The sequence below is a fragment of the Acinetobacter sp. SwsAc6 genome (assembly GCF_013391565.1).
Lineage (GTDB): Bacteria > Pseudomonadota > Gammaproteobacteria > Pseudomonadales > Moraxellaceae > Acinetobacter > Acinetobacter cumulans.
Genome location: NZ_JACAXE010000001.1, coordinates 111544 through 130540, shown reverse-complemented (window position 1 = coordinate 130540; position 18997 = coordinate 111544). Strand labels below are relative to the sequence as shown.

General features: G+C 41.2%; 16 protein-coding genes. 1 reads left to right on the top strand and 15 read right to left on the bottom strand.

The features are described from left to right. Window positions 1–8: 8 nt before the first annotated feature. The 7 genes from aroB to HYG93_RS00570 are packed head-to-tail and all read right to left on the bottom strand — an operon-like array spanning window position 9 to window position 6730. Window positions 9–1088, bottom strand: coding sequence for a 3-dehydroquinate synthase (gene aroB, locus HYG93_RS00600; RefSeq protein WP_120363898.1), 1080 nt, complete (start codon window positions 1086–1088; stop codon window positions 9–11). A 13-nt stretch (window positions 1089–1101) separates the two neighbouring features. After that, window positions 1102–1653: a shikimate kinase AroK gene (gene aroK, locus HYG93_RS00595; protein WP_106983932.1), complete on the bottom strand. Its 552-nt coding sequence runs from the start codon at window positions 1651–1653 to the stop codon at window positions 1102–1104. Window positions 1654–1689: 36 nt separating this feature from the next. Continuing rightward, window positions 1690–3780, bottom strand: coding sequence for a type IV pilus secretin PilQ family protein (pilQ, locus tag HYG93_RS00590; protein WP_106983931.1), 2091 nt, complete (start codon window positions 3778–3780; stop codon window positions 1690–1692). Between the two features lie 16 nt (window positions 3781–3796). Further along, on the bottom strand, window positions 3797–4324 hold the full coding sequence (locus tag HYG93_RS00585) for a pilus assembly protein PilP (protein ID WP_106983930.1): 528 nt from the start codon (window positions 4322–4324) through the stop codon (window positions 3797–3799). Continuing rightward, on the bottom strand, window positions 4324–5022 hold the full coding sequence (locus tag HYG93_RS00580; RefSeq protein ID WP_106983929.1) for a type 4a pilus biogenesis protein PilO: 699 nt from the start codon (window positions 5020–5022) through the stop codon (window positions 4324–4326). Before HYG93_RS00580 ends, HYG93_RS00585 begins: the two co-directional genes overlap by 1 nt. Beyond that, window positions 5019–5672, bottom strand: coding sequence for a PilN domain-containing protein (locus HYG93_RS00575; RefSeq protein ID WP_120363897.1), 654 nt, complete (start codon window positions 5670–5672; stop codon window positions 5019–5021). Before HYG93_RS00575 ends, HYG93_RS00580 begins: the two co-directional genes overlap by 4 nt. Next, window positions 5672–6730 (bottom strand): pilus assembly protein PilM, encoded by a 1059-nt coding sequence (locus tag HYG93_RS00570; RefSeq protein ID WP_178961624.1) that lies wholly within the window; start codon window positions 6728–6730, stop codon window positions 5672–5674. Before HYG93_RS00570 ends, HYG93_RS00575 begins: the two co-directional genes overlap by 1 nt. Window positions 6731–6894: 164 nt before the next feature. Between HYG93_RS00570 and ponA the strand changes: the two genes are divergently transcribed. Beyond that, complete coding sequence (ponA, locus tag HYG93_RS00565) at window positions 6895–9423, top strand: penicillin-binding protein PBP1a (RefSeq protein ID WP_120363896.1); 2529 nt, start codon at window positions 6895–6897, stop codon at window positions 9421–9423. A gap of 72 nt (window positions 9424–9495) precedes the next feature. Here the strand turns inward: ponA and HYG93_RS00560 are convergent, their stop codons facing one another. The 8 genes from HYG93_RS00560 to HYG93_RS00525 all read right to left on the bottom strand — a co-directional run bounded on the left by HYG93_RS00560 (window position 9496) and on the right by HYG93_RS00525 (window position 18873). Then, window positions 9496–10299 (bottom strand): putative RNA methyltransferase, encoded by an 804-nt coding sequence (locus HYG93_RS00560; protein WP_106983925.1) that lies wholly within the window; start codon window positions 10297–10299, stop codon window positions 9496–9498. 69 nt (window positions 10300–10368) lie between these two features. Beyond that, a complete protein-coding gene (gene mraY, locus HYG93_RS00555) occupies window positions 10369–11487 on the bottom strand; it encodes a phospho-N-acetylmuramoyl-pentapeptide-transferase (protein ID WP_106983924.1) in 1119 nt (372 codons plus the stop codon). Continuing rightward, entirely contained in the window at window positions 11488–12897 is a 1410-nt protein-coding gene (murF, locus tag HYG93_RS00550; protein WP_120363893.1) for a UDP-N-acetylmuramoyl-tripeptide--D-alanyl-D-alanine ligase, read from the bottom strand. A 9-nt stretch (window positions 12898–12906) separates the two neighbouring features. After that, entirely contained in the window at window positions 12907–14400 is a 1494-nt protein-coding gene (locus HYG93_RS00545; RefSeq protein ID WP_120363892.1) for a UDP-N-acetylmuramoyl-L-alanyl-D-glutamate--2,6-diaminopimelate ligase, read from the bottom strand. Window positions 14401–14410: 10 nt separating this feature from the next. Beyond that, complete coding sequence (gene ftsI / locus HYG93_RS00540; protein WP_117006906.1) at window positions 14411–16237, bottom strand: penicillin-binding protein PBP3; 1827 nt, start codon at window positions 16235–16237, stop codon at window positions 14411–14413. Window positions 16238–16250: 13 nt separating this feature from the next. Continuing rightward, window positions 16251–16583 carry a cell division protein FtsL gene (gene ftsL, locus HYG93_RS00535; RefSeq protein WP_106983920.1) on the bottom strand — a complete coding sequence of 111 codons (333 nt, stop codon included), beginning with the start codon at window positions 16581–16583 and terminating at the stop codon, window positions 16251–16253. Between the two features lie 10 nt (window positions 16584–16593). Then, window positions 16594–17505, bottom strand: coding sequence for a 16S rRNA (cytosine(1402)-N(4))-methyltransferase RsmH (gene rsmH / locus HYG93_RS00530; protein ID WP_106983919.1), 912 nt, complete (start codon window positions 17503–17505; stop codon window positions 16594–16596). Window positions 17506–17853: 348 nt separating this feature from the next. Then, on the bottom strand, window positions 17854–18873 hold the full coding sequence (locus HYG93_RS00525; protein WP_117006907.1) for a sulfate ABC transporter substrate-binding protein: 1020 nt from the start codon (window positions 18871–18873) through the stop codon (window positions 17854–17856). Between the last annotated feature and the right edge of the window lie 124 nt (window positions 18874–18997).

Here is an 18997-nt window from a genome sequence, read left to right as displayed (position 1 = left end):
CCTTTTACTTATCTTTGATTTGCCAGAATGGCTTGTTTCATTAATTCCACATCAAATTCTTTCGTGATGACAGCTTTACCGAGTTGCTTCATTAGCACCAAACGCAACTGACCATTCAACACTTTTTTATCATGCGACATATATGACAAGAATTGATCTAATGGAATTTTAGGGCAAACTACAGGTAAATTGGCACGTAAAATGATATTTTTTGTACGTTGTACATCATCTGCACTAAGCCAACCCATACGATGCGACAAGTCAGCAGCCATAATCATACCTACAGCAACAGCTTCGCCATGTAACCACTCACCATAACCTAAGTATGATTCAATTGCATGACCAAAGGTATGACCTAGATTTAACAAAGCACGCTCACCTTGTTCCTTTTCATCATTGGCCACAATTCGCGCTTTATGTGCACATGAGCGATATACCGCTTCTGCTAGCAAGTGAGCATCACGCTGCACTAAGCCATCCATATTTTGTTCTAGCCAAACTAAGAAACCTGAATCACCAAGTAACGCATATTTAATAACTTCAGACAAACCTGCTGATAACTCACGATCGGGTAATGTATCCAATTGAGACATATCTGCCAACACAACCTGAGGTTGTTGGAATGCACCAATCATGTTTTTACCCAAAGGATGGTTAATGCCTGTTTTACCACCAACACTTGAATCTACCTGTGACAATAAAGTAGTAGGTACTTGAATAAAGTACACACCACGCTGGAAACATGCCGATGCAAATCCAGCCATGTCTCCAATCACACCACCACCCAAAGCAAGTACAGTACAATCTCGATTGAAGCCAGCCTGAAGTAAGGCATCAAAAATAAGATTCAAATGCTCACTATTTTTATATTTCTCACCGTCTGGCAAGATACATGTCGCAACTGTTTTACCCAAGGCTTGGATTGATTGCTGATAGTGCTCTAAATACAGTGGTGCGACTGTCTCATTGGATACAATCATCACTTGCTGCCCATGAATATAAGGTGCTAACAAGCTTTGTGGATTTAAATCACTACCAATAAATATAGGATAACGGCGTTCGCCAAGTTCAACATATAAGGTTTGCATGAATATCGCCGATCTATGACTGACTAAGTACAGGAGTGGAAACGATTAAGTTCAAGATTTTATGCGCTAAATCACGCGCTGCACCTTGATTCGTTTCAATAATATGATGTGCAACTTCACGATAGAGTGGGTCACGTATCGCAAGTAAATCTTTCAACTTCTGTTCAGGATTTTCAACTTGCAATAAAGGGCGATTTTTATCGCGAAAGGTGCGCTGCAATTGAATTTCAACTGGCGTATAGAGATAAACCACAATACCACGATGCTTGAGAAATTCGCGGTTAGGGGCTTGAGTGACTGCACCACCACCTGTGGCTAAAACCAAATGTTCTCGAGCCGTTAACTCATCGATAACAATAGTTTCACGACTACGAAAACCCGCTTCCCCTTCTTTTTCAAAAATCCAGGGAATGGTAGCACCTGTTTTACGCTCAATTTCATGATCACTATCAAGAAATTCACGCCCTAACAATTCTGCCAGATGCCGTCCAACGGTTGTTTTGCCTGCCCCCATAGGCCCTACCAAATATATATTTGGTAGGGATTCAAACTCTTTGCTTGGCAAGGAGTCACCTTTTGATTTTGTTAATTTCAAAATATATTAATGATTTCTTGAAACACTGTCATTAACAATTCGTGGCGTAACAAAAATTAGCAACTCAGTTTGCGCATTTGTCTTCACATTGTTTTTAAACAACACTCCAACAAATGGTAAATCACCTAGGAATGGAACTTTTTGATACTGATTACGTTTGATATCATCAAAAATACCACCCAATACAATCGTCTCACCATCACCAACTAGAACATTGGTTTCAAGTTTGTTTGTATTGATTAGATAACCAGCCGAAGTCAGTTCACCAATGGTATCTTTTTCAATTTTGAGATCCATTTGTACTTTGCCATCAGGCGTAATACTCGGCGTGACTTCTAACTTTAGGTTAGCATCAACGAAGCTAGTTGTCGTACCACCCTCAGCACTCCACGATTGATATGGAATTTGATCACCACGTAAAATTGATGCCTTCTGCTTATCCCCAGTCATCACTTTTGGTGCTGATAAAACCTCACCATGACCATCAGACTGTAGCGCAGTTAATTGTAAATCCAACATAAAATCAGAAATCTTTAACAAACCAAAATTAAAGGTTCCCGCTGTCCCAGTCGCCAAGTCCACACCTAGATCAAACTTAGGCGAATAATCTCCACCCCAAACGTTTGAACCGTTTGCACCAGCACTTAAGCTTGGATTATTACGTTGCAAGCCCCAACTCACACCCAACTCACGTGAAAATTCTGTTTGAGCTGTAACTATTCGCGCCTCAACCATGACCTGCTTCACTTCAACATCAAGTAAATCGACCATCTTACGGATTTTATCAATATTTTGAGCTGTATCATTGACAATTAAAGTGTTAGTTCGCGCATCCACTGAGATTGAACCACGTGAACTAAGTAATGCATCAGAAGCATTATTACCACTATTTGTACCACCCGTATTGTTGGTCTTACTTTGTGTAATTAACTTTTCAATATCAGCAACTTTGGCATAGCTTAGCTTTAAGTATTCTGTTTGAATTGGTGCAAGTTTTATACTCTGCTCAATGGCTTTTGCTTCATCTTCTTCTGCTTTAATCAACTCTGAAACAGGTGCAATCCAAATGACATTACCATTTCTACGCTTATCTAAATTCTTAGTTTTTAGTACAATATCTAATGCTTGATCCCAAGGAACATCTTTTAAACGTAATGTAATATTGCCATTTACAGAATCCGCAGCAACCATATTGATATCTGTAAAATCTGCAAGTAACTGTAATACACGACGTACTTCAATATCTTGGAAATCTAAAGAGATCTTTTTGCCCGTATAGTGATTTGAAGCTTTTGCACGCGCTGGGTTTTTATCTTCAGGACGCTTTAAGCTAATGGTTAGTCGATTATCTGTCTGATAAGCCATGTATTCATAACTACCACTCGATGAAATCGTAATCAACCCACTACCACGATCATTTTGTGCATCTACCGTAGCAACAGGTGTCGCAAAATCATTCACATTCAAACGACGTGCCAAATGTGCTGGTACTTTATTCCCTAAAGTACGTACAACAATTTTGCTACCTTGTTGTTGTACATCAACAGGGGTATTGCTTCCTAACAAATCAATAACAACTAAGCCTTCGCCAGCTGAACCACGTTTAAACCCAATATCAGAAATGCCTTGTGCCTGCTTTTGCGCCGCTACAGGTGTAGGTGCCAATGCATTTGCCGCATTAATTTTTAGAATGAACGTATTCCCTTCAACACGTGTTGTAAATGCGCCTGCATCAGCTAAATTGACGGTTAAACGAGCGCGCTGCGCATCTGAACTAATATCAACAGAATTTGCTTCACTGGTCGCAACTGGGATCGAGCTTTGTTTAAGATTTTGCTGTGCTTTATCAAAATCTAAAACTAAACGTGATGGCTGTTCCAACTGATAAGCTTGAGGTTGTGGTGGCAAACCATTGAACATGACACGAATTTCAGTACCCTGTCCTGGAATTTGCATTGGCACCACATTCGTCACTGCAACACCCGCACTTGCGGCTTGCATGACAGCCATTGCTACAGCACCCATAGAAAACTGACGAAACATACGGTTCATTGTATTGCCATCCCCAAAAATAAAATCTTGCATACTATTTTTCATTTTTATTCCTTTAAGCTTAAGGTGCTGGTCCAATTAAAATAAGACTTCTCGGACGTTCCACATATCCTTCTCGCCCATCTGGAATAACCTCAATCAAGTCAATCTGTGTCGGCGTGATATTAACAATACGCCCCTGATTAAGCCCCATATAATTACCACGTTGAACACGCTCAATTTGCCCATCAGGAGTTTGAATCAATGCGATAATACCACCCGCTTGATTACGCAAACTTCCCTTCATATTTAAAGTTTCTAAAGCATAACTTTCTAAAGGCTGTTGCTGACGATTAAAGTTTGGATAAACACGTTTACCCGCCATAATTTTCAGCTCTGCTGCCAATGAACTTGGCAAGAAAGGGCTCTTTAGTTGATGTGCAGCATAAACAAAGGTTTCTGTCGAAGTAAAATCTGGTGCTGGCTCAATTGGCAAAGGTGGTTGATTACGAATATTTGCCATTTCTTGATTAACTGCATCAATACGACTATCACATCCAACTAAAACAAAGCCAATGAGTGAAAATAAGGCAATTTTATTCATTTTCATTATTGTGCTCCTTCCGTGGATGCATTATCACTATTACCTACATAACGATAAGTTTTGGCCTGAAGAGTATAATTTATGCTTGGAATTTCAGATTTTTTCTGAGGATTTTCAGAAGAGCTAATCGTAAAATCATGCAAAGTGACAATACGAGATAATCCTGCAATTCCACTTACAAAACTACCAAAGGCGTGATAATCACCAGTTGCTTCCATCGAAATCGGCTGTTCAATAAAGAACTCTTGCTTTACTTCCGGTTCAAGTCGAATATTCTTAAACTTCAACCCCGAATTCACACCTGTTACGTTGATATCTTCAACCAAACCTGGAATTTCAGTTTCTTTCGGCAATTGATCCAATTGCTGATTAAAACGCGCCTCCATATCCTGCAATTGAGTTTGATATTGTTGTAAATTACGCAACTTAGATTCTTTTTCACGGAATTCATTTAATAAGTTTTGTTCTTGTGCATTTGCATTTGCGATTGATTCAATTTTGCCTTTGATCATGACAAAATAAGCTAAAGCTAATACCAGCAGTACAATAAAAATCCAACAAGTAATTTTGACCGATAAGGGCCAACTACCATAGTTATTTGGATCCAAAGTATTGAATTGTTGTAAGAATTTATCCAGCGTCATTTTTTTCTTTGCGGGCGCAACAGATGCTTGATTTAATTCATCAAATTCTTCACGACTCATTTCGCCACCTCCGCTGTAGATGCTGCTGAATCAGCTCCTGTAGCACTTCCTTCTGCATTTGCTACGGGTTGTGGGATCGTATCTAGATCTGCAGTGACCACAAAATTACCATAACTTTCTTCAACACGAGGAACCACGGATTTTGGGGCTTGATCTTTATTTACTTCAACAGCCAAGAACGAATTCATGAAAGCATTTCGATACCAAGGTGAAGCTTCCAAATTACGCAAAAATTCTGCAACAGCGTTTGGACTTTCCGCCTTACCTTCAAAAGTAAACTTATCTCCAGATCGAGTAAACCTTGTAATATAAACATTACTCGGTACCACACGAACCAATTCATCTATCAGATGTACTGCGATTGGACGTTGACTTTGTAAGCCTTGAATAAGCTTCATGCGTTCAATAATTGCATTACGTTGTTCTTGTAAACCATCGAGTGACTTTAACTGCACATCTAAATTTTGGTTAGTACTCACAATCAACTGATTGGCTTGCTCTTGATCTTGTAATTTCTGATCGTAGTAGAACCAAACCGCAGCTGCTGCAATAACCCCTAGAAAAAATGCCCCAATGCAAATCGCAATAAATTCTTTTTTTCGTTTCTCTCTTAGCTCATCGCGCCAAGGGAGTAAGTTAATTTTTGCCATTAATCAAAACTCCTCAATGCTAAGCCACATGCCACCAATAATGATGAAGCATCATTTTCAATTTTTTTAATATCAATTTGAGGTGAAAAACCCATTTGTAAGAATGGATTGGCAATCGTGACTCGATATCCCAGCTTTTGTTGTAACAATTTTGCAAGACCAGGAATATTGGCATTTCCCCCAGCCAATAAAATATGATCAATTTCATTGAACTGTGAAGATGAAAAGAAGAATTGTAATGAACGTGCAACTTGTTGCACTACGGCCTCTAGAAAAGGCTCTAATACTTCAACATCATAATCGTCTGGTAAAGCACGCGTTTTTTTCGCACGCCCAGCTTCTTCAAAAGAAAGACCATAACGGTTTTGAATTTCTTGGGTAAGTTGTTTACCACCAAATACCTGTTCACGACTGTAGATAACTTTATTGTTTTGCATTACATATAAGGTCGTCATGCTATGACCAATATCTAAAATCCCAACCGTTTTTACACCCATCGGTAGCGTATCTGAAAAAACCTTAAAGGCATTTTCTAATGCAAAACTTTCGACATCCGCAATTTTAGGTGTTAAACCCGCCATTTCTAAAACTTCAGAACGCCCTTCGATATTTTCAATCAGCGTTGCAACCAATAAAACATTAACGCGATTTGGATTAGATAAAACGTCAGGGAGAACTTCAAAATCTAGACTTGCTTCATCCAGCGGGAATGGAATGTATTGTTCAGCATCCATACGAATTTGTACTTCACGCTCATCACTTGTCATATCCGCATCCATCTCAATGACCTTTGTGATCACCATAGATGTTGGAATTGCAAATGCTGCATTTGAAGATTGCGTATTGGCTAAATTAATTGCGCGCTCAAGAGAATCCCCAACCGCTTCAGGGTTTAAGATATTTTTTTCAACAACACTGCCTTCTTGCAGTGGTACCAAAGCATAGCTTTCGACCCAATGCCTGCCGCCTTTTACAGAAAGTTCCAGAACCTTAACAGAAGTTGAACTAATATCTACTCCTATTAACCCCTTATTTGGCTTACGATATAACCTGAGCACAATATCATTCCTATTATTTTTTTATCCCCAAAAAAGTAACTAACTAACTATAATCGGCCTATAATTTATCGCAGATACAATATCTCATATAACAATCTGCGCGCCTTAAGGATATACTGACCGCTAATTAGTTTGCCATTAGCTCTTATTAAAACTTACTTGTTATGAAAAAGCTATCTTGTTCAGGCCTTGTTCATCCATTTTTTTTGATCTTAATTTTAATTTTGATCTCTATTCCAATGGGTTTTTATGGCATGTATCTCTATATTGCACCATCTTTGCCAGAAATGTCCACTCTGAAGAAGGCACCATTATTAAAACCATTACAAGTTTATAGTGCCGATAATGAGCTTATTGCGGAATATGGTGGCAAACTTTCTGTGCCTGTAGAATACAATCAAATACCACCCAACTTTATCCATGCTTTTCTAGCAGCTGAAGACTCCTCTTTCTTTGAGCATAGTGGCATTAGTTTCAAAGGCTTAGGTCGGGCTGTTAGTGAGTCTATTACAGGCTCAGATGTACAGACAGGTGGTTCCACCATTACCATGCAGGTGGCCAAGAATTATTATTTAAGCCCTGAACGTACATTAAAACGCAAACTCACCGAAGTATTTTTAGCTCGTAAAATAGAACAAAATCTCACCAAAGAAGAAATTCTCTCTTTATATGTCAATAAAATATTTTTAGGTAAAAATGCATACGGTATCGCCGCAGCCGCTAAGATTTATTATAACAAAAGTCTAAATGAACTCTCATTGGGCCAAATGGCGATGATTTCTGGCCTGCCTAAAGCACCTTCAAAATATAATCCAGTTGCTAACCCAAAACGTGCACTTGAACGTCGTAATTGGATTTTGGGGCGTATGCTACAACTAGGTTATATCAACCAAAAAGAATATGAGCTTGGAATTGCTGAACCTATTAATTTAGATATGCCTGAACGAGGTGTAAATAATCGTTTTCCCTATGTCGGCGAAATGGTCCGCTCAGAACTGATTAGTACCTTGGGTGAGCAAGCGATTGACTCTGGTTATAAAGTCTATACTACGATTAACAGCCAACGTCAGACCTATGCGGAACAAGCCGTACAAGAGGGTTTAGAGGATTATGACCGTCGTCATGGTTGGCGAGGTGCTGAAGCGCATGGCGAACCGCTTAAAAATTTCACAGCATTTGCTAACACCTTCCCCGCTCAAGTAGTAAAAGTCGATCGCTCAAGTTTTGATGCACTTTTACAAGATGGCACCACAGTGACGGTGCCGTGGTCAGGCATGTCTTGGGCACGCCCTTATCGCAATGCAAATAGTGTGGGTAATGCGCCCAGCAATGCTTCACAAATTGTCAAAAAAGACGATATTGTACGGTTAAGACCAAATGACAATAAAACAGCTTGGGCACTGGTACAAATTCCCAAAGTTCAAGGGCAGTTAATTGCGATTAACCCCAATAATGGTGCCATTGAAGCGGTGGTGGGTGGATATAATTTTTATCAATCCACCTTTAACCGTGCTGTTCAAGGTTGGCGTCAACCCGGCTCAACCATTAAGCCTTTTGTATATGCATTGGCCTTAGAACGTGGTTTAACGCCTTATAGTATGGTTAATGATAGCCCTATTACGATTGGCAAATGGACCCCTAAAAACTCTGATGGTCGCTACCTCGGAATGATTCCACTGCGTCGTGCATTATATCTTTCACGTAATACGGTATCTGTACGCCTATTACAAATGGTGGGGATTGAACGTACACGCCAATTGCTGATGGATTTTGGCTTACAAGAAAATCAAATTCCACGTAACTACACGATTGCCTTGGGTACACCTCAAGTACTGCCTGTACAAATGGCCACAGGTTATGCTGCCTTTGCCAATGGTGGTTATCGTATTCAACCGCATTTTATTAGTCGCATTGAAGATGCTTATGGCAAAGTCATTTATCAGGCTAATCCTGAATATGCATGTATCCAATGTATTAATGAAAAGGAACCTGCTCCTGAAAGCGATAATCCGGCAACGCCAGATGATGAAGCTTTCCAAGTTTCAAATTCGGCAAGTGAAGCCACTTCAAGTGATAGCGCAGAAGTTGATACTGGCGATTATCGCCAAGCACAGCGTATTTTAAAATCAAGCTCTGCATTTGATATGGCCAATATCTTACGTGATGTTATTCAGCATGGTACAGGTCGTGCTGCCCTCAAAATTGGTCGTAATGACCTTGGCGGGAAAACAGGGACCACCAATGATGCTAAAGACGCATGGTTTGCGGGCTTCAATGGCAAGCTGGTATCGATTGCATGGGTGGGCTTTGACCAACCAACCACATTGGGCCGCCGCGAATATGGTGGTGTCGCAGCCCTACCAATTTGGACCAACTTTATGGAAAATGCATTAAAAGGCACTCCAGAATCTTGGGTTCGTTTTGATAAAAATGCCAAACTTCCTGTACAACGTGGTCAGGCGGTACCAAATAAAGATGCAAATAAACAGGATCGTGCAGCACCTGCTCTAGCACAACCTTTATATCGCCCTGCCCCAGTTGCGCCACGTCCAACTGTGCAAAATGACTTCGAAGATTTACCAGGTGATCAACCTTTGGTGCCAAACCAAACTAAACCACCTGCACTAAATAACAATCCCCCGCCTAAACAAGGTGGAGATGCCTTAGATCATTTGATCCAGCAAGTACAATAATAAAAAAGCCCTCGAATTCGAGGGCTTTTTTATTATCGTCAGATTTAGTGATCTTGCGACAACCTTAAACAATCACTTCTTTTGAAAGATGTAGATTTGATAATGTGCAGTCAGTTCAAAGCCATTTTTCTGCTCTAGGGCCTGGCGGCGCTCAGGTTTTGCTTTGTATGCATACGGCGTCATGGCAATCAGATTTTTTAAATCCTCTTGCTGAAGACACATCTTAGACTGCACAATTTCTTGATCAATTAAAGTAAAGTTGCCAGCCAATTGCTCCGCAAATTTATTTGGCTCATGCGCTTTTACTTCCTCAAATAAAGCTTCGCGCATCGCGTATAAATGCTCAGGTGCAGGCGTTACCACCAAAAGATAAGCTTCGGGTTTCAGCACACGTAAGATTTCTTCTTGCGGGATTGGGCTAAATAAACTCGTACACAAATCAATACTCTGATCAAGCACAGGTAAAGTCGCCCCTGTACCCACAACCCAAGTGACATTTTTATTGAGTTTTGCCGCCACTTGCACTGCATTTTTAGCAATATCTACCCCTACGCATTGCAACACTTCTTGTTGCATCGCATCGGTGTAATAACCTTCACCACAGCCAATATCCAATAGATTTTCTATACGTAAATCACGAATTTTTTGCACAACAGCTTGCTGGAGGGGCGCATAATGCCCTGCACTTAAAAAAGCACGACGTGCTTGCACAGACTCAGGTGTATCCCCTGGGTTTTTACTGTGCTTATGCTGTACCACATGTAAATTTACATAGCCTTGTTTGGCTACATCATAACTATGGTTGTTTTCACAGCGCCATGTTCTTTCCTCAAGCACCAAGTTTGTTTTACAAACTGGGCACATCAGCAGATTCATCATTTTCTCCAAGGCCATTGAGGCATAAAAAAAGCCGGGCAATTGACCGGCTTTTCATTTCAATTTTGCTTAACGCAATTTTAAGGTCATTAGGCCTAAAACTACCAGCATAATTGTGATAATCCAGAAACGGATCACGACTTGGGTTTCACGCCAGCCTTTCTTTTCATAATGGTGATGTAATGGCGCCATTAAGAATACGCGCTTATTTCGCATACGTAGTGAGCCAATTTGCAAGAAAACTGAAATCGCTTCAACCACAAATACACCCCCCATAATGGCAAAGACAATTTCTTGTCGAACCATTACCGCAATTGTACCTAGCATTGCACCTAAAGATAATGCGCCAACATCGCCCATAAAGATTTGGGCTGGATGTGCGTTATACCAAAGGAATGCCAAACCTGCGCCAATCATCGCCGCACAGATGACCACCAGCTCGGATGCATATTTCACATAAGGTACATGTAAATAGGTCGCAAAACGAATATCACCTGCTAGATATGCAAATACACCTAAACCAGCCGCCACCAATACGATTGGCATAATCGCCAAACCATCGAGACCGTCAGTTAAGTTCACTGCATTTGAAGCACCGTTAATCACCAAATATGTAAAGGCAATAAACCCTAAACCTAATGGAATTGCAGAGAGTGGCAAACTTAATTCTTTAAAGAATGGTATAAGCACATCCAGCATATCTGCAGTATGTTCAGGGTTAGGTTGCTGTGTTGCAATCACATACAACGCAATACCTGCACCTAATGAAGCAATTGATGTCCAAAAGAACTTTTTCTTTGCAGGCAAACCCGCATTGTCTTTGTATCGGATTTTAATCCAATCATCTGCCCAGCCTACGGCACCAAAAATCACCATTACACCGAGTACAATCCACACATAAGGGTTGGATAAATCTGCCCATAACAGGGTAGAAACACCAATCGATAGTAGGATTAAAATCCCGCCCATGGTTGGTGTACCCATTTTTTTTGCATGGTTTTCTGGTGCGAATGAACTTACCGCTTGACCATATTTCAAAGCTTGGAGTTTACGAATCATGACTGGACCCAAGGTCAAGCCAATTAATAATGCCGTCAATACACTCAGTAAAGAACGAAGTGTTAAATAACGGACCACTTGGAATGAGCTATGATAGCCCGCCAAGTGTTCAAATAACCATAACAGCATTTAGAGCTTCTCCATCAATTCAGCCATCAACGTTTCCATGTGGGTAAAACGAGAACCTTTAAACAGGAAACTCATGGACTGAGGTTGATGTGTTTCAACGAGACTAATCAAAAGAGGCAAGGCTTGCTGTTGATTCAGAAAAGCCTGCATTTTTTTACCATATTGTGTACTACGCGCACCCTCTTGCATAGCAGGTGCAAATTCACCAACTGCTATGACAAAATTGATGCCTTTAACCGAAACTAAATCACGACCTAGCATGTAGTGTTGCTGAGCCGCAGATGCACCGAGTTCGCCAATATCACCAACAACCATGACCCGTACACCCTCTTGCTGTGCCAGCACTTCTGCTGCCGCACGCATTGAGGTCGGATTCGCATTGTAAGTATCATCAATAAACAAATGTGTTTTATGTTGAATAAAGTTTAAACGACCTTTTGCACCTTGCGCTTGTTCTAAGCCAGTGACGATGTCATCTAAACCTATACCTATTGCTAAAGCAAATGCAGTTGCAGCCACCGCATTTTGTACATTGTGCTCACCTGCAAAAGGTAGGTTTACAAGGTGTTCTGCAGAAGGGGTATGCAACTTAAACGTTGCAGACTGTGCATGTAACTGAATATCGGTTGCATAAACATCACCACCTAGACCAAAGCTGATCTGTTGCTCTGTTTGTACTGCACCCCGAATTTGATCGGTAAAATCATCTGCCGCCGGCACAATCGATGTGCCCGCTTTTGCAATATGCGTATAAATTTCAGATTTTGCTAAGCAAATGCCTTCACGACCACCAAACTCACCTAGGTGTGCTGTACCGATATTCAAAATGCCCGCAACCTGTGGCTGTACCAGATTTGAAGTATAGTCAATTTCACCTTTATGACTTGCGCCCAGCTCCATCACCGCATATTGATGCTCTGAGCGGAGTTCAAGCAGCATCATCGGTACACCTAAATCATTATTTAAGTTACCACGGGTAATTAAAGTCGGGGCAAGGCGAGACAAAATACTGCCTAACATTTCTTTGGTGGTGGTTTTGCCACTACTGCCTGTCAGCGCAATCACTTTAAGCGCTGGGTGTTTGGCACGGCGATAAGCCCCCAAATGACCCAAAGCCAAACGTGTATCAGCAACCACCAACTGGCAAATATCTGCGTCTATAGGTTGGCTAACAATCGCCAACTGACAACCCTGCGCTGCAACTTGAGCCACAAAATTATGTGCATCAAAGCGTTCCCCTTTTAATGCCAAAAAGGCATCACCCAGTTCTGCATGACGCGAGTCAGTCAATATACGCTTAATGTCCGTGTCTGGCACACGATCATTTAACCAATAGCCTTGAGTAGCCTCAGCTAACTCAGATGCTGTCCATGGCTCTAAAGGCACCGTACTTGTAGTAGATGTATGCATGATGATTTCCTATTGAGCTGGATAGCTTGAATCTGTGCCCTGCAATGCATTAATCGCAGACTGCACCTCAACAACATCGTCAAACCAATGACGTACGCCATCGATTTCTTGATAATTTTCGTGACCTTTACCTGCAATCACAACAATATCTCCATCTTGAGCGTGTTGGACTGCAAATTTAATTGCTTCACGACGATCATGAATTTCATGCACGATATGGCCTGCAAACTGAATACCGGCTTTCATATCTGCAAAAATTTGTTCTGGGTTTTCAGTACGTGGGTTATCCGACGTAATTAAGACCACATCCGCATAATCTAATGCTGCTTGTGTCATTAATGGACGTTTACCACGGTCACGATCCCCGCCACAACCAAAAACAGCCCAAAGATTTTGGGAAACATGTCGCTTAAGGGTAACGAGTACTTGAATCAGCGCATCTGGCGTATGGGCATAATCGACAACAAATAAGCGCTCACCATCACGGATCACTTGCATGCGGCCTGGTGCGCCCTTTAATTTAGGAGTGACTGCGATTAAATCTGCCAGTGCAAAACCTGCCTGCTCGGCTGCAATTAAACTCGCCACAATATTTTCAATATTAAAGTGCCCCAACAGCGGACTATGCACGTCATATACAGCATCTACAGTGATTAATTTAAAATGCGCGCCACTCAAACTATATTGAATATCACACACTTCATAATCCGCTTTTTGCGTGGTTGAATAGCTTAGAATTTTAGGTTGCGCTGGATTTTGACGCGCAGCATTTAACATAACTGAGGCATGCTCATCATCAATATTAATGATAGCCACTTTAAGAGACTCAAAGGCAAATAAGCGAGACTTCGCTTCGGCATAAGCCTCTAAGGTTTTGTGATAATCCAAATGATCACGGCTTAAATTACTATAAGCCGCAATTTCAATTGCACAACCATTTAAACGCCCTTGCTCCAAACCGTGCGAACTGGCTTCAATAGAAGCAAACTCTGCACCTTGCTGTGCATAATCATGTAAAGCATTTTGTAAGTGCAACGCATCTAAAGTTGTATGCGACGATGCTTCTAAATTTGGCAAAATACCATTACCAGTCGTTCCCATCACGGCACACTTTTTAGCTTGTAGCATCAACAACTCAGCAATAAGACGAGAAATCGTGGTTTTACCGTTGGTGCCAGTTACTGCAATCACGCGCGCAGCAACAACAGGTTGAGTCGCTTGTAAATACTGCTTCTGCCATTGCCCCATCAATTGACGTACATTTGGAATGGTCACGGCATTGGCTAAGTTCAAATCCATTTCAGAAATTACAGCCAAAGCACCTCGATCTAGCGCACTTTGGGCAAACTGTATGGTTTTTTCAGGTTGCGAATATGACGTCAGAGCAATAAAAATTTGCCCTTTGGATACATATCTGCTGTCCAAATTAAAACCCTGAAAAGGTTGTTTCATCCAGTCAGCAGTAGACGTTAGGCTGTATATCTCATTAAAACAAATCGTCATGGATTGTCTCTTACTGGATTTTAGGAGTATCTAAAGGTTTATCTAAAGGAACGTTCATTAAACGCAATGATTCTTGCATCACACGTGCAAATACTGGCGCTGCAACTAAACCGCCGTAGTATGCGCCTTTCGGGTTTTCCACCACCACAATCATGGCTAAACGTGGATCACTTACAGGTGCAACCCCTGCAAAGAGTGCACGATAATCTGTTTGCGAATAACCTTTACGGTCTGGACGTAATTTATGTGCCGTACCCGTTTTACCAGCGACACGATAACCAGGAATATTCGCCTGCTGTGCAGTCCCGCCTGGTAAGGTTACTGCTTCCATCATCAATAGCACTTGATCAGCAATTTTTGCATCAATCATTTGCTCGCCTTTCGGCGCTTCGTCTAATTTATATAAACTCAACGGCATCTTTTTGCCTTTATTGGCAATCATGGCGTATGCATCTGCAACTTGAAGCACGGTCGCATTCAAACCATAACCATAAGACATGGTCGCAACTTCTGATACATTCCACTTGCTCGGCGGTAAAATTAAACCACCACTTTCGCCAGGGAATTTCACAGCAGAGCGCTGACCGAAACCTAAACGCTTATAAAAAGTGGGTAATGTCGGATATGGCAACGATAAGGTAATTTTTGCGACACCAACGTTCGATGATTTTTGAATAATCCCACCTAGGGTTAATGCCCCATAGTTATGGGTGTCACGAATGGTATGGTTGCCCACACGCATCGACCCTGGCGAGGTATTAACCACCGTATTGGCCGTATATTTACCACTTTCTAAGGCCATCGCGACTGTTAATGGCTTCATTGTCGAACCTGGTTCAAATGAGTCAATCGCACCACGGTTACGCATGGCATCCTTATTCAACACGCCATTTTTATCATTCGGGTTATACGACGGCCAACTGGTCATGGCCAAGATTTCACCGGTTTTCACATCCACTGCAATTGCAGTTGCTGAACGTGCATTGTTTGCCACACCAGCAGCAGTCAATTCACGGTACATAATATATTGTAGGCGCGAATCAATACTTAAGGTAATGTTTTCACCCGGTTCAACTTCTTTAATCACTTCTGGGTCTTTAACTCGGTTGCCCTTTTTATCACGGACAATTTGTTGTTCACCATCAGTGCCTGCAAGACGTTGATTCAACTGCATTTCCAAGCCTTCAATCCCGACACTTTCACTATTGGTCAAACCAATAATTTGAGAGTTCGGCTGTGGCTGTGGATAGTAGCGTTTATAGTTTTTCTCGGTATATACCGCTTGAAACTCACGCTTCATAATCATGTCAGCTTGCTGCGGTGGTACTTCTTTTTTAAGTACCAAGTAGCGTGAACGCGGGCGCTCATTTAACTTTTTGCGAAGCTCTGCGCGATCCATGCCCACTGCATCTGCAAGTTCATCCAAGTTTAAATTTTTATCTGGCAGTTGACGCTTTAATTTACGGTTATGCGGATCATTGGCCAGCTGTGCCGTGGTTTCATCAAACAGTTTTTTGGTATCAAAATAATCACGCGGGTCCATCACCACCTTCATAACAGGTGTACTAATGGCCAAAGGCACACCATGACGGTCATAAATCACGCCACGCATCGCACGAATTTTTTCTGTTCTTAAAATATTGGCATTGGCTTTATTTTGCAAAAAGTCTTTGTTGATAATTTGCACATAAAAAGCACGTCCAACCAATGCAAAAAAGCACAGAAGAACCACACTCCACATTAAATAAAAACGCCACATATCAACACTAATGGCGGTTTTACCTGTGACAGACTGCTGTTTTTTTCGTGCTGTTTGCTTATTTCTCTTTTCAACCATTTGACAGCTAGCCTTATTTTTTCTCTTCTGAAGTTTGCGGCAAAGAAATCACCACCGTTTGCGCAACTGGCGGTGAATACATCCGAAGTTGTGTAACTGCACGTGTGCCAATTTGCGCCGTTGCTCCAAAAGTTTGTTGTTCAATCAACAAACGCCCCCACTCCGCGTTTAAGTCATCACGTTCACGGATATAGGTGTTCAATTGACGATAATCTTGACGGTATTCAAAGACTTGAAAAACCACAAAAATTGCACTAACGAAAACCAAAATCAACATGACGGCGTATGTGATCGTTTTTTTTAGCTTTAATTTTTTTGTGTTTTGTTCTATTGCTTCGGTTTTCATTCTTTGCCTTTTAAGCTAAACGTTCTGCTGCACGTAACCAAGCACTGCGTGAACGCGGATTGGCTTTTACTTCTTCATCGCTGGCACGAACACGGGATACTTTTTTCAATCGACGCGTATCTTCACGTTGTTGTGGCATACCCCAACTCGTATCTTCAGCCAAAGTCGATTCTTTTTGAATAAACTGTTTAATTAAACGGTCTTCCAATGAGTGGAAGCTAATCACCGCTAAACGCGCTTCTGGCTTTAACACGTCCACAGCTTGTGGTAGGAAAGCTTCAATATCATCTAATTCTTTATTAATGGCAATACGAATGGCTTGGAAAGTCCGTGTTGCCGCATGTTTATTTTTTTCCCATTTTGGGTGGGCAACTTTTACAATTTCAGCAAGCTCTGCAGTAGTTGCAATATAACCTGCGGCTTTAATGGCTTTGGCAATACGGCGACTATAACGTTCTTCACCATATTTAAAGATGATATTGGCCAATTCCTCTTCTTCAATATCCACCAACCACTCTGCAGCTGTTGGGCCTTGAGAGTTGTCCATACGCATATCAAGTGGGCCATTTCGCATAAAGCTAAAACCACGCTCTGCTTCATCTAACTGCGGTGACGACACGCCTAAGTCGGCCATAACACCATCTACAAGGTCGATGCCACGTGATTGTAATTCTTGTTGTAAGTCAGCAAAGCTGGCATGAATGATTTTAAAACGTGGATCTTCTTGTTCTAATTCTGCGGCCACTGCCAAAGCTTGTGGGTCTTTATCAAAGCCAAAAACACGTGCATTTTCATCTAATTTTGATAGCAATAATCGTGTATGTCCCCCACGACCAAATGTCCCATCGACATAGATTCCTGTAGTACGCCCAGCAAGCAAGGCATCAACAGTTTCGTGAAGTAATACAGAAATATGCGACATACAGAATCAATCATGACAGTAAAAAAGTAACTGCACATTATTACCTTGTTTTAGTAAAGCTCCAAACGACTTTTTGTACAGAAATATTACTTTCTATAGAGAAAACCGTTTTAGGCATTTATAAAACCAACTGTTGCAAGCTTTTCATCTATTGTTTGCGATAGATCACCCTACATATTCACACTAAAACACCATAATTCAGACAGCTACAGTCATTCATCTCCCGCAAACACAAATCCTTTTCAACCAGTAGCCTACAGATCAATGGCACAAAAAAAGCCCCTGCGAACAGAGGCTTTAAAATAACTTCGACTACGATTAACTCTTCAGAATGAATCCATTCATCAATTAACGCTTCGAATTATAAATTTGATCAAAAATCGCACCATTCACAAAGTGTGTTTGCTGTGCTTTTGCCCAACCGCCAAACACTTCATCAATGGTAAATGTTTTTAATGGTGGGAATTGTGCTTTATATTTGGCTAGAACAGCCGCATTACGTGGACGATAGAAATGTTTAGCTGCCATTTCTTGACCTAAAGGCGAATATAAATAGTTGATATAACCTGTTGCCAACCACTTGTTGCCATTTTTATCGACAGTTTTGTCGACAATTGCAACCGAAGGCTCCGTTAAAATAGACATTGATGGATAAACAATATCAAACTTACCTTTACCCAACGTTTTTTGGGTCACAAGCGCTTCATTTTCCCAAGTTAACAACACATCACCAATGCCACGCTCAGCAAAAGTCGTCATAGATGCTCGCGCTGCTGAGTCCATCACTTTCACATTGTGATACATTTTGCCGACGAATTCTTTCGCCTTCGCATCATTACCACCTGGTTGCTTCAGTGCATAGCCCCAAGCTGATAAGTACACCCAACGTGGTAAACCACCTGTTTTTGGGTTTGGTGTAATAATTTCTACACCTGGCTTGGTTAAGTCGCTCCAATCTTTAATATGCTTTGGATTGCCTTTACGTACCATAAACACAATTGTCGATGTATATGGTGCTGAGTTATACGGAAATTCCTTTTGCCAACCCGGCTGAATCTGACCAGACTTTACAATTTCATCAATATCATTGGCCAAAGCCAAAGTCACAACATCACCTTTCAAACCATCAACCACCGAACGTGCTTGCTTGCCTGAACCACCATGTGATTGTTTAAAATCAACAGAATAACCTGTACGCTTTTTCCAATATGCGCCGAATGACTTGTTAAATTCGTCATAAAATTCGCGAGTTGCATCATAAGATACATTTAAAAATTGGCGATCTGCCGCCTGAGTTGCTGTTGTAGGAAGCGCTAGACCTAGCGACAACAATGCACCACTCAACAATGCTTTGAATTGAAGTTTCATATCAGCACAAATCAAATATCTAAATTAATGCTAACTATATGAAAGAAAATCATTAATCGCAATTCACAAAATTAAAAGAACATCCGTTAAAGTAGAATAATTTGTTCTTTTATCATCTTGTTTT

Excerpts from the sequence above, each read along its gene's own strand:
- HYG93_RS00585 (WP_106983930.1), bottom strand. The coding sequence starts at position 4,324 with ATGAAAATGAATAAAATTGCCTTATTTTCACTCATTGGCTTTGTTTTA.
- HYG93_RS00575 (WP_120363897.1), bottom strand. The coding sequence starts at position 5,672 with ATGGCAAAAATTAACTTACTCCCTTGGCGCGATGAGCTAAGAGAGAAA.
- ponA (WP_120363896.1), top strand. The coding sequence starts at position 6,895 with ATGAAAAAGCTATCTTGTTCAGGCCTTGTTCATCCATTTTTTTTGATC.
- HYG93_RS00545 (WP_120363892.1), bottom strand. The coding sequence starts at position 14,400 with ATGACGATTTGTTTTAATGAGATATACAGCCTAACGTCTACTGCTGAC.
- ftsI (WP_117006906.1), bottom strand. The coding sequence starts at position 16,237 with ATGGTTGAAAAGAGAAATAAGCAAACAGCACGAAAAAAACAGCAGTCT.
- HYG93_RS00525 (WP_117006907.1), bottom strand. The coding sequence starts at position 18,873 with ATGAAACTTCAATTCAAAGCATTGTTGAGTGGTGCATTGTTGTCGCTA.
- HYG93_RS00580 (WP_106983929.1), bottom strand. The coding sequence starts at position 5,022 with ATGAGTCGTGAAGAATTTGATGAATTAAATCAAGCATCTGTTGCGCCC.
- mraY (WP_106983924.1), bottom strand. The coding sequence starts at position 11,487 with ATGCTGTTATGGTTATTTGAACACTTGGCGGGCTATCATAGCTCATTC.
- ftsL (WP_106983920.1), bottom strand. The coding sequence starts at position 16,583 with ATGAAAACCGAAGCAATAGAACAAAACACAAAAAAATTAAAGCTAAAA.
- HYG93_RS00560 (WP_106983925.1), bottom strand. The coding sequence starts at position 10,299 with ATGAATCTGCTGATGTGCCCAGTTTGTAAAACAAACTTGGTGCTTGAG.
- pilQ (WP_106983931.1), bottom strand. The coding sequence starts at position 3,780 with ATGAAAAATAGTATGCAAGATTTTATTTTTGGGGATGGCAATACAATG.
- murF (WP_120363893.1), bottom strand. The coding sequence starts at position 12,897 with ATGCATACATCTACTACAAGTACGGTGCCTTTAGAGCCATGGACAGCA.
- rsmH (WP_106983919.1), bottom strand. The coding sequence starts at position 17,505 with ATGTCGCATATTTCTGTATTACTTCACGAAACTGTTGATGCCTTGCTT.
- aroB (WP_120363898.1), bottom strand. The coding sequence starts at position 1,088 with ATGCAAACCTTATATGTTGAACTTGGCGAACGCCGTTATCCTATATTT.